This window comes from Proteus sp. NMG38-2 (genome assembly GCF_020640995.1).
GTDB lineage: Bacteria > Pseudomonadota > Gammaproteobacteria > Enterobacterales > Enterobacteriaceae > Proteus.
On record NZ_CP085481.1, the window covers coordinates 2,715,968 to 2,731,607 of the forward strand.

The 15,640-nt window shown below is 35.9% G+C and carries 12 protein-coding genes and 4 tRNA genes; 4 read left to right on the top strand and 12 right to left on the bottom strand.

Annotated features, from left to right (window positions below; all coding sequences use genetic code 11):
- Nucleotides 1-38: 38 nt before the first annotated feature.
- The 6 genes from LG402_RS13035 to LG402_RS13060 all read right to left on the bottom strand — a co-directional run bounded on the left by LG402_RS13035 (nt 39) and on the right by LG402_RS13060 (nt 3,304).
- Nucleotides 39-458: a GNAT family N-acetyltransferase gene (locus LG402_RS13035; protein WP_227335710.1), complete on the bottom strand. Its 420-nt coding sequence runs from the start codon at nt 456-458 to the stop codon at nt 39-41.
- 172 nt (nt 459-630) lie between these two features.
- Entirely contained in the window at nt 631-948 is a 318-nt protein-coding gene (locus LG402_RS13040; RefSeq protein WP_413685690.1) for a tail fiber assembly protein, read from the bottom strand.
- A gap of 24 nt (nt 949-972) precedes the next feature.
- A complete protein-coding gene (locus LG402_RS13045; protein WP_227335711.1) occupies nt 973-1,422 on the bottom strand; it encodes a lysis protein in 450 nt (149 codons plus the stop codon).
- Nucleotides 1,419-1,823: a structural protein gene (locus LG402_RS13050; RefSeq protein ID WP_227335712.1), complete on the bottom strand. Its 405-nt coding sequence runs from the start codon at nt 1,821-1,823 to the stop codon at nt 1,419-1,421. The genes LG402_RS13045 and LG402_RS13050 overlap by 4 nt, the downstream gene beginning before the upstream one ends.
- The gene (locus tag LG402_RS13055) at nt 1,816-2,124 is read right to left on the bottom strand and encodes a phage holin, lambda family (protein WP_072068579.1); all 309 of its coding nucleotides are present in this window, start codon (nt 2,122-2,124) and stop codon (nt 1,816-1,818) included. Before LG402_RS13055 ends, LG402_RS13050 begins: the two co-directional genes overlap by 8 nt.
- Nucleotides 2,125-2,488: 364 nt before the next feature.
- Nucleotides 2,489-3,304 (bottom strand): antitermination protein, encoded by an 816-nt coding sequence (locus tag LG402_RS13060; RefSeq protein ID WP_227335713.1) that lies wholly within the window; start codon nt 3,302-3,304, stop codon nt 2,489-2,491.
- A 239-nt stretch (nt 3,305-3,543) separates the two neighbouring features.
- Between LG402_RS13060 and LG402_RS13065 the strand changes: the two genes are divergently transcribed.
- Nucleotides 3,544-4,281 (top strand): helix-turn-helix transcriptional regulator, encoded by a 738-nt coding sequence (locus LG402_RS13065; protein ID WP_109407864.1) that lies wholly within the window; start codon nt 3,544-3,546, stop codon nt 4,279-4,281.
- 129 nt (nt 4,282-4,410) lie between these two features.
- Here the strand turns inward: LG402_RS13065 and LG402_RS13070 are convergent.
- From LG402_RS13070 to LG402_RS13085, 4 genes are all read right to left on the bottom strand, one after another.
- Nucleotides 4,411-4,486: transfer RNA gene (locus LG402_RS13070), tRNA-Thr, on the bottom strand.
- A 6-nt stretch (nt 4,487-4,492) separates the two neighbouring features.
- Nucleotides 4,493-4,580, bottom strand: a tRNA-Ser gene (locus LG402_RS13075).
- Nucleotides 4,581-4,873: 293 nt separating this feature from the next.
- A tRNA-Thr gene (locus tag LG402_RS13080) sits at nt 4,874-4,949 on the bottom strand.
- Nucleotides 4,950-4,955: 6 nt separating this feature from the next.
- Nucleotides 4,956-5,043: transfer RNA gene (locus LG402_RS13085), tRNA-Ser, on the bottom strand.
- A 203-nt stretch (nt 5,044-5,246) separates the two neighbouring features.
- Here LG402_RS13085 and rcsD point away from each other — a divergent pair.
- Complete coding sequence (gene rcsD / locus LG402_RS13090; protein WP_166540711.1) at nt 5,247-7,955, top strand: phosphotransferase RcsD; 2,709 nt, start codon at nt 5,247-5,249, stop codon at nt 7,953-7,955.
- 2 nt (nt 7,956-7,957) lie between these two features.
- Nucleotides 7,958-8,614 (top strand): response regulator transcription factor RcsB, encoded by a 657-nt coding sequence (gene rcsB, locus LG402_RS13095; RefSeq protein ID WP_036935620.1) that lies wholly within the window; start codon nt 7,958-7,960, stop codon nt 8,612-8,614.
- A 307-nt stretch (nt 8,615-8,921) separates the two neighbouring features.
- Here rcsB and rcsC read toward each other — a convergent pair whose 3' ends face one another.
- Nucleotides 8,922-11,756: a two-component system sensor histidine kinase RcsC gene (gene rcsC, locus LG402_RS13100; protein WP_227335714.1), complete on the bottom strand. Its 2,835-nt coding sequence runs from the start codon at nt 11,754-11,756 to the stop codon at nt 8,922-8,924.
- Between the two features lie 192 nt (nt 11,757-11,948).
- Nucleotides 11,949-14,576 carry a DNA topoisomerase (ATP-hydrolyzing) subunit A gene (gene gyrA / locus LG402_RS13105; protein ID WP_227335715.1) on the bottom strand — a complete coding sequence of 876 codons (2,628 nt, stop codon included), beginning with the start codon at nt 14,574-14,576 and terminating at the stop codon, nt 11,949-11,951.
- 172 nt (nt 14,577-14,748) lie between these two features.
- Between gyrA and ubiG the strand changes: the two genes are divergently transcribed.
- Nucleotides 14,749-15,486 carry a bifunctional 2-polyprenyl-6-hydroxyphenol methylase/3-demethylubiquinol 3-O-methyltransferase UbiG gene (gene ubiG, locus LG402_RS13110; RefSeq protein WP_109407225.1) on the top strand — a complete coding sequence of 246 codons (738 nt, stop codon included), beginning with the start codon at nt 14,749-14,751 and terminating at the stop codon, nt 15,484-15,486.
- Nucleotides 15,487-15,640 lie beyond the last annotated feature (154 nt).

Here is a 15,640-nt window from a genome sequence, read left to right on the forward strand (position 1 = left end):
CTAGATGGTTTTGAGTTTAAATACTTTGAAATAATTTATTATTTTTTAATAAAACAATAAATTATTTCAGGATCGTTTTCATCAAGATTTTCAATACAACCGCTTTCAATAAAGCCTAACTTAATTAACATATTTCGCATTGCATGATTAGATTTATTGGTTGATGTAAATAGCTTATCTCCTTGTGTGTTTTCTTGAAAATAAGTGATCAAGCATTTTCCATAACCTTTTTGACGATACTTTTTATCTATCATCACTAGTTCAATAAATGGCTGATTAAAAAAGTAATGATGAATAACACCATACCCCACAATCTGTGCATCCACTTCAAGAAGATAAACAGCTTGGCTATCAAGCCAAGCTTTAATTTCTTCAATACGTGAAGCATCCTGTTGAGCATAGGTATCTAACTCAATAAGCGCAGAAAGATGATGATGTGTAGCGGAGATGATTTTCATGATTTTATTGTTAAACTGTCTCTAATATTTAGAGGTTAAGTTTATATTATCGAATTACTTTTTGCAGAAAAATCTATAACTAGAATTGGTACAGTTTAGAACTTTTTCATAGCTCACAACCACTATAAGATTAGTGAGCTAGTTATAAAAAACCAAAATGAATAATATAGACTTAATTTGGTTTTTCTGGCCATTCTATACTTTCACCATCATTTACATTATATACTTCTATAAAATATTTCATTAATTTATTCCTTCTTACTTTTTCATATGAAGAAATAATTCCCAATTCCATAGAGCAATCTAATAATTTTAATTCATCAATGACCCATTTTAGATTTCTTCTTTTATTTCCTTTTGTAGCTAAAACCAAGTCATCATTATTTATTAAATCAACAAGCACTGGATATCCATTTTCATCTGCTTGAATTTTTTTATTACCATTCTGAGCGATGCAAAGCTCAACATAATATTCATTAGTTATTTTTATTTCATAAGTCGTATAAAAATATTTTCAATTAATACACTCTTGGCGAATATAATCCTGTAAACCTAGAATAATCTGTTCTGACTGTGCAATTCGTTCTCGGAGTAACCAATAATTTCGGATAGCGGTATCAGTAGGTTTGGCGGTGTTTGCATCATCCAAGCTGGAGGAGGAAGTGATTGACGCTTTGGGGCACTCAGCGTTGATGTACACCCGCTCAGGAATACGCTCACTAATATCACGCAATCGGCCAATTTCATTTTTCGCATGAACAAGTTCCTGTGTATGCTGATTATCAAGTTGATTAAGTCGATTAATTCTTAATTGATAATCTTTATTCTCTGCAATTTGTTGAATAAGAGATTGATAGATATCATCGTATTCACTTTTCAAAGATTTATTTTTATCAATTAACCAAACCAATCCTGTACCTAGGCATAAAATAACTATTACCATTATTCTAGATAAAGAAGTCATAATAATAGCCACGCATCTTCAAAAACCTTCTCTGAATAAGGTTGATATCCAAGTTCAATATTAACAATCGCTATTACTAAAGGAATCGTGATATTTTTTAATTGTGTATTAATAGGAGTATTAATTCCGATACCTATCTCTTTTGAAGCTCGGTTAATATAGCCTATTGTATTATTTTCGTTAGGTGGAGCATAACGATTGATAATGGTTTTAATAGTATTTAAGCCATATTTTTTTTGGTACGTTTGCAATAATTTGTAGATGGCTCTTATTCCATATTCTGGTGAAATAAATTGGCAAAAGTCTTTATCTGTTTGTTCAACAGATAACCCTTGCCATTTTGAACCATGCCGGATATTGCCAGGGTTATTATTACGCTCACCTCGCGCTATTTTAGCCATTTTTAACTCCTGCTCTTCCTTTTAAAAGTTTGCTCACGGAATCTACTCCGATATAACCAATAAACACACTGGCTAAATAAGCAAACTCATGATTAATATTAAATAAAATTAAAATATCTTTAATAAACCAAGCAAACATTGCACACATCAGCCCATCTATAGAGGTTTGTTTCCATCCTCCGCCGTTATATAAACCTCGAAGAATAGCCATTCCTCCAGCTAGAGAGGCAGATATTCCTTGTTCTTTCATTGAAGAAAGAGCAATAAATATCTGTTCCCATAAATCTGGATTTTCTTTCATTGTTTCTCATGGCTTACCTCCAAATAGGAGGAAATGTAATAAATAAGATACTCATCTACCGCGCTTAAATTTAAGTACGGTTTTAACATGAGTATGTTTATGTTTTATTTATCTAGTTAGATAAATGGCGGATATAAAAAAAGACCACATTGTGGTCTTCAATTGAAAATAAGCTTTAACAAATATTGTTACTTTGTATTTGTTAAGAAAATGCAGATACAAAAAAGCCCCACCGAAGTGAGGCTCTTTATATTCTGTTGTGAGGTCTTTAGATACAAATCTCTCACTGTGGGGATATAGTATGTTTATTTTTCCTGAAAGTCAACAGCTAGTTTCTACGAAAATAAATAAAGATAGAAAATTATTACTTAACAGTTACTTCTTGAAGAATTTTTTCTGATAAAGACTCTTCTTTAAAGCATTCTTCCACTAAATGTTCAAATAATACCTTGTAGTTACTGTATGCAACTGTTTTAGAAACACTCACCACCGTTTGTACTTGTTCTAATACTTCACTGAATTTTAAACGAGGATATCCGCGTCCTGCACATTTACTAGAAGGTTTAAAAACTGACATGCCCTGTTTTTCACTCTCTTTTTTATCTAAAACTTGACCACAGCCATGACAACGACAGGCCAAGCGAATTTCAGCTTTCCCTTTACAAGTAGGGCAAACAACTCGAGTTGTTTCTCTCACTTTTCGGTAAGAAGTATTACCTATAGGTTTGGCTTTAAGTTCATTTTTAAGGTTTCGCTCAAAGCCTTTAACTGTTTTTGATGTATGGCTTTTGGTAGTGAAAACATCAACGTCAATAAATCCATTACTGCAATCAGGACAAACTTTTTTGCTTGCTGCACTTCTTGCATAATCTTGAAAGGCATAATTGGCAATAATATGTAAAACCTTGGCTTTATCATTTTCAGTTAGTTTATCAATGGCTTTATATTGATATGCCTGAGTTAACGCGTATTGATAAAGACTTTCTATAGCTTCATCTGGGTGACTAATATTATGCTTAGCTAAAAACAACTCTATGCCCATCCGTCCTTTTCGCGTAACTAGGCTAATTGATGTCATCACATCAGTCACAGAAAGCGAATCTACTGCTTTAACAGTTCTTACATCACTTAATACAATGCTTTTTGGTGAAAAATATTTAGGTAAGTCTGCTAGTCTCATTTAATGCTCCTTTTGATTTCCTATCATTACTAACTTGGTCATCCATGTACCACGACAAGGCATGGCATTTATGCATCTAAATCACCCGCATTTTACGGCGTTATCTCAACGTGATTTTTACTTACCACTCTTGCATTGGTTTATTTAGTTACTATTTTGTACTTTTCGTACTTTTATTAACTACTGGTTAATGCTATATTTTAACCAAAGTGGCGTCAAGCGGTAAAGGAAATTAACCAATGGTTAAAAACGATAATAAAACGGAGTTCACAAAAAGGCTTCAAGAAGCATGCTTAGATTCAGGGATTGCTGGTCGTGGGCTGGGTAAAAGAATTGCAGATGCGTTAGCTCAACAAGGTATAAAAGTCAGCGCCCCTGCAGTATGGAAATGGTTAAACAGTGAATCGATTCCTGATCCAACTAACATTTTAGCATTAAGTCAATGGTTAGATATTCGACCAGAATGGTTAGAATATGGGCGAGGAGCAAAAAGAAATGACGGCGTTTCAGTAAATGAAATGACTCCGGTTGATGATTGGGATAATAATACACCGATAGAACGAGATGAAGTTGAAATCCCCTTCTATACTACTATTGAATTAGCTGCCGGTTTCGGAAGTTGTACCACTGATAATCAAAAGGTGGAATTGTTGAGATTTTCTCGTTCTACATTTAATCGCTATGGTGTACAACCTAGTGATGCTGTTGCTTTTAAAGTGCATGGCGACAGTATGTCTCCTGTTATTCCTGATGGCTCTATAGTAACTATCAGCACAGGACATACAAAAATTGTTGATGGTGGTATTTATGCTATTCAACAAGGCGATCTTTTAAGAGTTAAAATTTTACATCGACTCCCCAATAACACTATTATCATTCGTAGTTATAATACGATTGATTATCCTGATGAACGTTCCACATTAGAAGAAGTGAAAATCTTGGGGCGTGTATTTAACTGGTCGGTTATGGGTTGGTAATCATTGTAATGCCTAAAAACACCACCATCTTTTTATTAATGTGGTGTTTTTTAGTACATATATACTTTAGCATTAAGATTTGATCAAAGAAAAAACCCGCTACCTCTTGCGAGATAACGGGTTCTTATATGGTGCCGGCTACCGGAGTCGAACTGGTGACCTACTGATTACAAGTCAGTTGCTCTACCAACTGAGCTAAGCCGGCTAATTCTGGCGGAAGGATAGAGATTCGAACTCTAGGATGGTTTCCCATCGGCGGTTTTCAAGACCGCTGCCTTCAGCCACTCGGCCATCCTTCCATAGCGCGGAATTATGCCTATCTCTGACCCTGCTGTCTAGTCCTGATTGTAAAAAAAATGACTTTTTTATCCGTTTGCTTAATTCTCAGTCTTTTTTTGCTTAAAAAATGCTAAACCACTAATATAGTGGTTAAATTTTGATAATTTAAAATAATAAACAAGAAGGTATTGTGAGATATATGGAACAACAGAGAAGGAAAAAAACTTAAAAAGTTGATGGTAGCAATATGCGGATAAATAAAATATAGGTAAGAAAAAACCCGCTACCTCTTGCAAGATAACGGGTTCTTATATGGTGCCGGCTACCGGAGTCGAACTGGTGACCTACTGATTACAAGTCAGTTGCTCTACCAACTGAGCTAAGCCGGCTAATTCTGGCGGAAGGATAGAGATTCGAACTCTAGGATGGTTTCCCATCGGCGGTTTTCAAGACCGCTGCCTTCAGCCACTCGGCCATCCTTCCATAGCGCGGAATTATGCCTATCTCTGACCTCGCTGTCTAGCTTCTATTGTAAAAAAATCTGTTTTTTTTGTTTGTTTGCTCAAAGTTCATTCGAATATCCCTTTTAAAGCGATAACCTGTTAATATAATGACTGAATAATGGTGATTGTTTATTCAACTTTTCTTTTTTTAACTACATTGTCTCTTAAAGGCTCGCAAACTGAATGCGTACATTGAACCAACTCAAGCCAAATACACTAACTCGCTTATATGTCCTGTTTCTTCTTTTTATGGTCATATCACTTTTTTTATACGCTTACAGTTATTTTGATACTTGGCTCGATAGTAAAAAGAATGCTATCAACAACACGACTCATAAATTTGCTTTGCAGGTTGAAGATTACCGTTATCACTCTAATCAGCTTTTTCAGTTATCAAATAAAATATCAGACACGGCCTTTTTCCCATCCTTACCACTGACTCCAATAAAACTACGCTCTGATGTCTTTTGGCTTGAAGGTCGGGATCAAACTATAGATGCCATTATATTTGGTAAACCTAACGAACAAACGTTCCAGCTAGCACAACGCTTTGCAAATTCACTCGAAATTATCTGGGGTGTACGTAATGATTACAGTTCACTTTATTATCTAAATGGTAAAGGAAATGATCTTATCTTAATTACGACCCACTCTGTGCTTAAACCAGAAATTCGTTACAAAGAAAGCTACCTGACGTTAACCGCTGAGAACAAACGCTCTGAGTTGCTGATGCAATCAACCGCTTTAGATGAAAAAGAGAGTCTTTCTCCTATTAGAAAGATGTCTACAGAAAATATCTATTACTATACCTACCGCATTATGTTTAATGTGCCAGGGCAACTTACGAGCGTGGTCGCTTTTGATTTACCTATCAATAATTTTTTACCTTCAGAACTATCACCACACTACTTAAGATTACTGCCAACAGGCCAACAGTCGGTCTATGATAAAAACAGTATTGAAATTTCAACCGATGGCTCTTCTTTGATTTTTTCTCAACCTATTGCGGGCATTCCCTATTCACTCTCTTATGAATATCCGTTGAAACTCATTATCAAAGAGATTGCTTATAAAAACATCTGGTTGTTAATTAGCCTGCTTGCCTTTATTTCAGTTTCTGTTTTCGGACACATCTATATACGTAACAAATATGTTTTCCCGTACATCTCAATGACTCGTAATCTACGCATCAAAGAAGAGATGACTAATGACATCATTTCTAATCTTCCTATCGGCTTATTGGTATACAATTTTTCCTCTAACCATAAAATTATTAGCAACAGCCATGCTGAAAAACTATTACCTCATATCGATTTATCAAAGATCCGACAGATGGCGATTGAACATAATGGCTTAATCCAAACAGCGATCAATAATGAGATTTATGAGATTAGAACCAGCAATAACAGCAATATTGACAATACGTCATTATTCATATTTCTGAATAAAGACAACGAAGCACTTATCAATAAAAAATTACAACTTGCACAGCAAGAATATGAAAAAAATACCATCGCGCGACGTAAGATTTTATCTAATATGTCATTAGAATTAATGCGTCCGATTAAAGATATAAATGAGATGGTTTATCAATTCAAAGAACTGTTGCCCGAAAGCACGCATCAGCAATTGCTTAACTTATTATTAGAAAAAACAAATTACATTTCCGAATGGATAGAAAATATTACGTTAATTAATAAGTTAGAAAATCAAGAATGGAAAATTCACAAAGATGAATTTGAGCTTTCAACATTAGTTGAATCTATTTTGATAACTGCATCACCATTTATGATAAGAAAAGGCTTAACCCTTTATTTCCATAATAATATAAGGCCTGGTTTACTTTTAATTAATGATGGGCCAGCATTAAGTAAGATTATTTTATCATTGATTAATTATGCCATTAGTACGACTAACTATGGAAAAATAACTGTTAATCTAAATTTAGTTAAAAATAAAGATAAAGAAGAAATACTTATTGATATTATTGATAGTGGAAGTGGGCTAACACCACAAGACATTGCTAATATAAAATACCCATTCCTCGGACAAGCGATGGGAGATAAATATTACTCCAACTCTGGGATTATTTTTTATTTATGTCATTTGTTATGTAATAAAATTCAGGGTGAGTTAACAATTAAGAGCCAAGAAAGTATTGGTTCTCATTTCCGGATTGCACTCCCATACCAGCATATAGATACGGAAGAACGAACTTTTAACATATTATTGGAAGGAATAAGCGCAAAACTCGCCATAAAAAACCCTGAAATAGAAAAAATCATCTGCCGACAACTTGATAAATACGGCGCGACATACTTTGATAAAAATAGAGAGAATCTTTATCCCGAATACGATATCATACTTAAAGATACTCCGGATGATAGTCCAGAGTCTCCAACAATATTATTAATGAGCTCTATTGTTGGATTTGAAAAAATATCAAAAAATTTAATAAAGTGTAACTATAACTTCGGTGATCCTTTAATAGAAGCTATTACTTATTTAATTGAAGAAAATGAGTCATTTTCTCTAGATACAACTGAAGAGAGTATTTTAGATGAAAATAATAACCTTGATAATTACGAAGTAATTCTTAATAATTATAGGAAGAAGTTGAATGGTAGTGATTATAAGGAACTATTTATCAGTACTGTTCCTATTGATGTTGAGAAACTACACTTAGAAGCAACAAATAAAGACTTTCATTCTCTAGCTCAGACAGCTCATCGTCTAAAAGGGGTTTTTGCCATGTTAGATTTAGAATATCTCAGAGAAAGCTGTGAATATTTAGAACATGACATAAAAAATCATAATGAATTAGAGATCAAAGAACGTATCACTCAACTGGATAAATGGATTCAACAGTTGCTGCAGCAAGGTAACAATTAAACATGAATAACCTTAATATTATTATTGCCGATGACCACCCAATCGTTTTATTCGGTATTCGTAAATCTTTAGAACAAATTGAATGGGTCAATGTTGTTGGTGAATTTGAAGATTCAACGTCACTTATCAACAACTTGCCTAAGTTAAATGCAGATGCATTAATTACTGACTTATCTATGCCTGGTGATAAGTATGGTGATGGTATTACACTAATTAAGTACATCAAAAGACATTACCCGAATTTGTCGATTATTGTACTTACCATGAATAACAACCCAGCTATTTTGAGTGCTGTCCTTGATCTTGAAATTGAAGGTATTGTACTTAAACAAGGTGCTCCAACGGATCTACCAAAAGCATTAGCAGCGTTGCAAAAAGGCAAGAAATTTATGCCTGAAAGTGTCGCGAAACTACTTGAGAAAGTAAATGCAAATGGTTATGGCGATAAACGTTTGTCACCTAAAGAAAGTGAAGTTCTGAGATTATTTGCTGAAGGCTTTCTCGTCACTGAGATCGCAAAAAAACTTAATCGTAGTATTAAAACGATTAGTAGCCAGAAAAAATCAGCAATGATGAAACTGGGTGTTGATAACGATATTGCATTACTTAATTACCTATCATCAGTAACTATTGATAAGGAAATTAACGGCCCAGATTAATCTTTTCAAGCGACCGTTTGCAGTACCGATAAAATCAGGAAGCTCAACCTATTTTGGGAGCTTCTCTGCTTTTTTGTCTTTATTCTCTCGCGCCATCCCACCCGCAAAGCGCTAAACGGATGTAATATACCCTACACTCATCTTTTGTCTGATAATGCCCTAGAAGCTATAGGATGTGTTATTTATGGTATCATTCTTTATGTCTATCTTATCCGTGCAGTTAATATTGTTATTACTTAACAAATAGAAAAGAGATTAATAAATTAATCTCTTTTCTATTTGTTTATTTTTATGGTGGCTGCATAAACTACTTTTTAGGTATATGTCCTACCAAAACTTCTCTTAAGATGGAAAGTGATACCGGTTTAGACACACAATCATTCATTCCGGCATCAATACAGCGTTGCTTTTCTTCTGCTATTGCATTCGCTGTTACACCAATTACTGGCATATCACTCCCCATTTCTCGTATGTGAGTTGCAAGCTGATAACCATTCATATTTGGCATATTGACATCAGTTAGAATGATATCGATATGATTTTTCGCTAAATAGGCTAATGCATCACACCCATCTTCTGCAGTTGCTGTGTTAAAACCAATTTTTTTCAGTTGATCGGTCAGCAATAAGCGATTTATTGGATGATCATCAACAATCAAGATGGTCAACGCTTGTAAACCACAATCGGTATTCAACTCAACCATATCAACACAATTTGCTTCAATTTTGTTTTGCGGTAATTGTAGTATTATTTTTGTTAATTCATTTAGTTTATAAGTACTACATACCCATATGTTTTCTGCTATTTTTTTGGATGGTTCGAGATAATGTTCATTAAGCCTAATAAATTGGCAATGATGCTCTCTCGGATAATCATAGTCCGTGATAATAAAATCAGTTGAAGAGAGTGTTGTTTCTTCTGTTAATAATTCACAATTCAACCCAAAGTAATTGAGATATCGCCCAATAAACCCTTCTAAATAAAGGTTTTTGATATCAATAAAACAACGAACGGTACTCTCTTTATAAATATCCTTTTCGGTAGCAAGTTCATTCTCTTCTAACACACCATAAAGTGGTATTCGAACTGTAAATCGGCTACCAATATTTTCTTGTGAAACAACACTGATATCGCCATCCATTAAGTTAATTAGTTTTTCACAAATAGCTAAACCTAATCCTGTACCTTCAGATGCGCTTTCTGTATTTTGTGAAACCTGGAAGAATGGTTCAAAAAGCTCATGTAATGCCTTCTCACCAATCCCTCGTCCTGTATCATGAATATCAAAATACAGGTAATACTCATCTTTATAAAGATGTAAGGTAATACACCCTGTCGTAGTGAATTTAATGCTATTATTCAATAGATTAGAAATAACCTGTTGTACCCGAACAGGATCACTATTTACAATTTTAGGTACATCTGGTTCGATAAAGCAGTAGATAGCTAAATCTTTTTTCGCAATCAAGGGTAAATAGTTAGAAATAACAAAAGAGAGTACTTGGCGACAATTAAACGGTTTAATCTCAATCTTTAATTGTTTAGATTCAATTTTTGAGAAATCGAGAATATCACTAATAATTTTTAGCAGTAATGATGAGGAATTATCCATCGTTTTTAATAATCGACTTGTATCATCGTTTTGTGCAAAGGATTGTAATAACTCTAAGTTACCAATAATGCCATAAAGTGGTGTACGTAATTCATGACTCACCGTAGCTAAAAACATCGATTTTGCTTGGTTAGCTTGTTCTGCCGCTGTTGCCATATTTTGTAGCGAACGTTCCATTTTAACACGAGCGCTAATGTCCACTAAAACACAGATAGCCACATCTTCATTTTGATAGCGTGAATTAACAAAACTGATTTGTAAGTGATTACGGTTATTCGTCACTACATCAACCATATTGCTACTTTTTTCAGCAATAATAGATAAAATATTTTGCTTATCACTGTGACTGAGTAACCGAAAATAGTTATGTGCTAATTCATTACTTAAAATGATCATGCCATCGCGTATTCTCAGAATACTAATTCCGACAGGTGCCGATGCCACAATTTTATGGTTAAACTGTTCATGCTCTTCTAATCGGGAAGCATTATTTTCTGCTGGTGAGAATATTTTTCTTTCGAAGATCCACACAAAAATAAAAATAAAAATGGCAGAAATAATATTTAAAATCAGTGCATTAAAAATCGTGAATTTAAATTCATTTAAAATTTGCTTGAGTGGTAATGAATACACCACACTAAAAGAGGATGGCAATAGTTTTCGTTTTGCAACTAACTCACTGAAATCTTCATCAAAACCAAAATAAGGTGCGCTCACATCAGCGACTTGCTTAACAGAACGATAATTATTTTCTGCAGGGTAGCTTAATACCGTGGTATTTCGGCTATTTAGAAGATGGATAGAAATTACTCTGTCTTTGGCTGGAGAGAAGTATTCAAGGCGAATTGCTCTTTCAATACCAATTAATCCAATAAATTTACCAGAAGCATAAACAGGTGACATAACATATAAAATGCCACTATCCCCTTTTGCATCTGGAACTATCCAATATTGATTAACTTCTTTGCCTTGCGCCCGTTGATTAATGTAGTTACGTGTATTTTCGTAAACCATTTTTTTCAACATCTCAGTATCTACAGGTGATGCGCGCAAAGGGAAGTTAATCATGCACATACTGTGCGAACCTACCATGAAAACCTGGTTTATCCCTTGTAATGCAGGGGTATTATCTTTCCAATAATATAAGATACTGTTAAACGAACGAAAATAGTTATTGGTTTGTCCTTTAAATAATTCACAGTCCGCCGTTTCATTGAGTTTATGAAGTGAAAATGGTCCTTCATAAAATAATGAATTTTTTATACCTGGATTTAAATTAATTTGCTCTTGATGACGTTCTGCGAGGTATTGTAAATCACGGATAGTGCCAGAAGTTTGTCGAAAAAAACTGAGGAGATTAGTGTAGTTATTACTATACTCTTGCCGAATATCTGACTTAGTATCATTAAAGATGTTGATGAGGTAAAACATCGTTAATAATGCCCCCATCGCCCACAACATGATACCTAATACGCGAAAAAGGTAGCGGGAAATTTTTAACGATGTTTTAAAGGACGAGAGATATCTCAAACAACCACCCTAATCAATATTCCTACCGCATAAGAAACTTATTCTATTCTAGCAGAAATTACTGTATGTCTGAATAATATGATCTTTATCATCAGGATAATTATTTCTGATGATACTCTGATCCAACCACATAAAAAAAGCAGGCAATTATGCCTGCTTTCTTTTATTTATACATCACAATAATGATAAATATTATTCTTCATCTGCATCATCGGTTAAATCTGATCCCGACTCTTCAGGTGATGTCTCGTTAATAACCTCATTAACTTCATCATCATCTAATGCGTCATCTTCATCTTCAACACGTTGCAAGCCAACAACCAACTCATCTTCTGTTGTACGAATTAAGGTAACACCTTGTGTATTACGTCCAACAATGCTGACCTCTGAAACACGAGTACGAACTAATGTACCTGCATTGGTGATCATCATAATTTGGTCAGTTTCTTCAACTTGAATTGCACCTACTACTTTACCGTTACGCTCACTCACTTTAATAGAGATAACGCCTTGTGTAGCACGATTCTTCGTTGGGTACTCGCTTTGTGCAGTTCGTTTACCATAACCATTTTCAGTAACGGTTAAAATATCACCGTCACCACGAGGAATGATCAGAGAAACGACTTTATCATCATTACTCAGTTTCATACCACGAACACCTGTCGCAGTACGACCCATTGGACGAACACAATCTTCTGCAAAACGAACCACTTTACCATCAGCAGAGAACAGCATAACTTCGTTCGTGCTATCGGTTAAGTCAACACCAATTAGCTCATCGCCTTCATTTAAGTTGACTGCGATAATACCTGCGCTACGAGGGCGGCTGAAATCTTGCAGAGGTGTTTTCTTCACTGTACCGCTTGCCGTTGCCATAAAGACAAACTTACCTTCTTCATACTCTCTCACTGGCAAAATAGCCGTAATACGTTCATTTTGCTCAAGAGGTAATAAGTTGATAATCGGACGGCCACGAGCACCACGACTTGCTTCTGGTAACTGGTAAACTTTCATCCAATAGAGACGACCACGGCTTGAGAAGCATAAAATGGTGTCATGGGTGTTAGCCACCAGCAGGCGATCAATAAAGTCTTCTTCTTTAATTCTTGCTGCAGACTTACCTTTACCGCCACGTCGTTGTGCTTCGTAATCGGTAAGTGGCTGATATTTAACGTAACCCTGATGAGAAAGTGTAACAACTACATTTTCTTCATTAATCAGGTCTTCGATATTAATATCTGCTGTATTCTCAGTGATCTCAGTACGGCGTGGATCGTTATATTGATCTTTAATCGCATTTAGCTCTTCTCGAATGACTTCCATCAAACGCTCAGGGCTTCTTAAGATATGCAGTAATTCAGCAATTTGCAGCAATAAGTCACGGTATTCATCTAACAGTTTTTCATGTTCAAGACCAGTTAGTTTCTGCAAACGCAGATCCAAAATAGCTTGAGCTTGTTGTTCTGTAAGATAGTATTTACCGTCATGCACACCATATTGTGGCTCTAACCATTCAGGACGAGCAACATTGCTGTCACCAGCACGCTCTAACATGGTAGAAACACTACCTAAATCCCAAGGTTGTGCAATTAATGCTGCTTTTGCTTCTGCTGGGTTTGGTGCTTGGCGGATCATTTCAATAACAGGATCAATGTTCGCCAATGCAACAGCCAGCGCTTCTAAGATATGAGCACGGTCACGCGCTTTGCGTAATTCGTAAATTGTACGACGAGTAACAACTTCACGACGGTGACGAATAAAGGCAGAGATAATTTCTTTTAGATTTAATAGTTTTGGCTGGCCTTGGTGAAGCGCAACCATATTAATACCAAAAGAAACCTGCATTTGTGTTTGTGAGAATAAGTGATTTAATACCACTTCACCCACAGCATCACGTTTGATTTCAACAACAATACGCATGCCGTCTTTATCAGACTCATCGCGTAATCCGCTGATACCTTCAATGCGTTTATCTTTAACAAGCTCTGCTATTTTTTCAATTAAACGCGCTTTATTCACCTGATAAGGAATTTCTGTCACGATAATTGTTTCGCGACTGGTTTTCTCATCAGTTTCAATATCAGCCTGAGCACGGATATAAATTTTCCCGCGACCAGTACGGTAAGCATCTAAAATTCCTCTGCGGCCATTAATAATAGCAGCAGTCGGGAAATCAGGCCCCGTGATATGTTCCATCAACTCTTCAATAGTGATGTCTTCGTTATCAACATAAGCAAGACAGCCGTCGATAACTTCGCCTAGGTTATGTGGAGGAATGTTTGTTGCCATCCCCACCGCAATCCCTGATGAACCATTGACTAGCAAGTTTGGAACACGGGTTGGCATAACTGCCGGAATATGTTCTGTTCCGTCATAGTTAGGAACAAAATCAACCGTTTCTTTTTCCAAATCCGCCAGCAGTTCATGGGCGATTTTCGCCATACGAACTTCGGTATAACGCATTGCAGCCGCCGAGTCACCATCAACTGACCCGAAGTTACCCTGCCCGTCAACCAACATGTAGCGCATAGAAAAAGGCTGTGCTAAACGAACAATCGTTTCATAGACAGCACTGTCACCGTGCGGGTGATATTTACCGATAACATCCCCAACAACACGGGCTGATTTTTTATAAGGTTTATTCCAATCGTTTCCTAGTACATTCATCGCGAAAAGAACTCGGCGGTGTACTGGCTTCAGTCCGTCTCGAACATCGGGTAATGCGCGTCCTACAATAACAGACATCGCATAATCCAAATATGAGCTTTTCAGCTCTTCTTCGATATTAACTGGTGTGATTTCTCTGGCAATGTCGCTCATGGAGCCACTGTCCCTCATACTACGGATTCAAAGGTTTAGAACTATACCACAAATCGCCAATTTTTGGAAAAAGGAAACAACTAAATTAATGATCCTTTCGCTATTCTCTTCGATTTCACCGTCTAACGTTGGTAGAATCATGGCAATATGAAAATAGGAGTAATACTTTCTGATGAATGATAAAACAACCTCTTTACATGCTAACGTGGATCAGCATGAAATCGACAAGTTTGAAAGCGTCGCATCACGCTGGTGGGATCTTGAAGGTGAATTTAAGCCATTGCACCGTATAAACCCACTAAGACTTAACTATATCCAAGAACGCGCTGACGGCTTATTTGGAAAAAAAGTCCTCGATGTTGGCTGTGGTGGCGGTATTTTATCTGAAAGTATGGCGTGTGTCGGTGCCGAAGTTACTGGCCTTGATATGGGCACAGAGCCATTACAAGTTGCACGCTTGCACTCACTAGAGTCAGGTATTCCTGTGACTTATATTCAAGATACCGTTGAAAACCATGCAAATGAAAACCCGCAAGCTTACGATGTTGTCACCTGTATGGAGATGTTAGAACACGTTCCAGACCCTTCTTCTGTTGTAAGAGCCTGTGCAAAATTAGTAAAACCAGGTGGGCATGTTTTCTTTTCAACTATCAACCGTAATAAAAAGGCATGGCTAATGCTGGTGGTAGGTGCGGAGTATATTCTAAATATGGTACCTAAGGGCACACATGATGCTAATAAATTTATTCGTCCATCAGAACTGCTCAGTTGGGTTGATGAAACCGACTTACGTAGCAAAAATATGATTGGCTTACATTATAACCCAATCACTGACAAATTCCGATTGGCGCCAAACGTCGATGTGAATTATATGGTGCACACACAATCGACACATAACTCGAATTCGTGAAACTGAAAGTTTGATTTGGTTTAATAAAACATCAAACGATCACATTTTTTAAAATTGACTTTACATCATTGTCACCTGAATTTGAGTTTCTTACTGCCTGTATTTACGCAGGGTACGGGCAGTTATTAAAAAATTTATCCCCTATTTATCCACA

Bases quoted from the DNA above. Each gene is read 5' to 3' on its own strand.
- LG402_RS13055 (WP_072068579.1), bottom strand. From the start codon at position 2,124: ATGAAAGAAAATCCAGATTTATGGGAACAGATATTTATTGCTCTTTCT.
- LG402_RS13045 (WP_227335711.1), bottom strand. From the start codon at position 1,422: ATGACTTCTTTATCTAGAATAATGGTAATAGTTATTTTATGCCTAGGT.
- LG402_RS13065 (WP_109407864.1), top strand. From the start codon at position 3,544: ATGGTTAAAAACGATAATAAAACGGAGTTCACAAAAAGGCTTCAAGAA.
- rcsB (WP_036935620.1), top strand. From the start codon at position 7,958: ATGAATAACCTTAATATTATTATTGCCGATGACCACCCAATCGTTTTA.
- LG402_RS13060 (WP_227335713.1), bottom strand. From the start codon at position 3,304: ATGAGACTAGCAGACTTACCTAAATATTTTTCACCAAAAAGCATTGTA.
- gyrA (WP_227335715.1), bottom strand. From the start codon at position 14,576: ATGAGCGACATTGCCAGAGAAATCACACCAGTTAATATCGAAGAAGAG.
- LG402_RS13035 (WP_227335710.1), bottom strand. From the start codon at position 458: ATGAAAATCATCTCCGCTACACATCATCATCTTTCTGCGCTTATTGAG.
- ubiG (WP_109407225.1), top strand. From the start codon at position 14,749: ATGAATGATAAAACAACCTCTTTACATGCTAACGTGGATCAGCATGAA.
- rcsD (WP_166540711.1), top strand. From the start codon at position 5,247: ATGCGTACATTGAACCAACTCAAGCCAAATACACTAACTCGCTTATAT.
- LG402_RS13050 (WP_227335712.1), bottom strand. From the start codon at position 1,823: ATGGCTAAAATAGCGCGAGGTGAGCGTAATAATAACCCTGGCAATATC.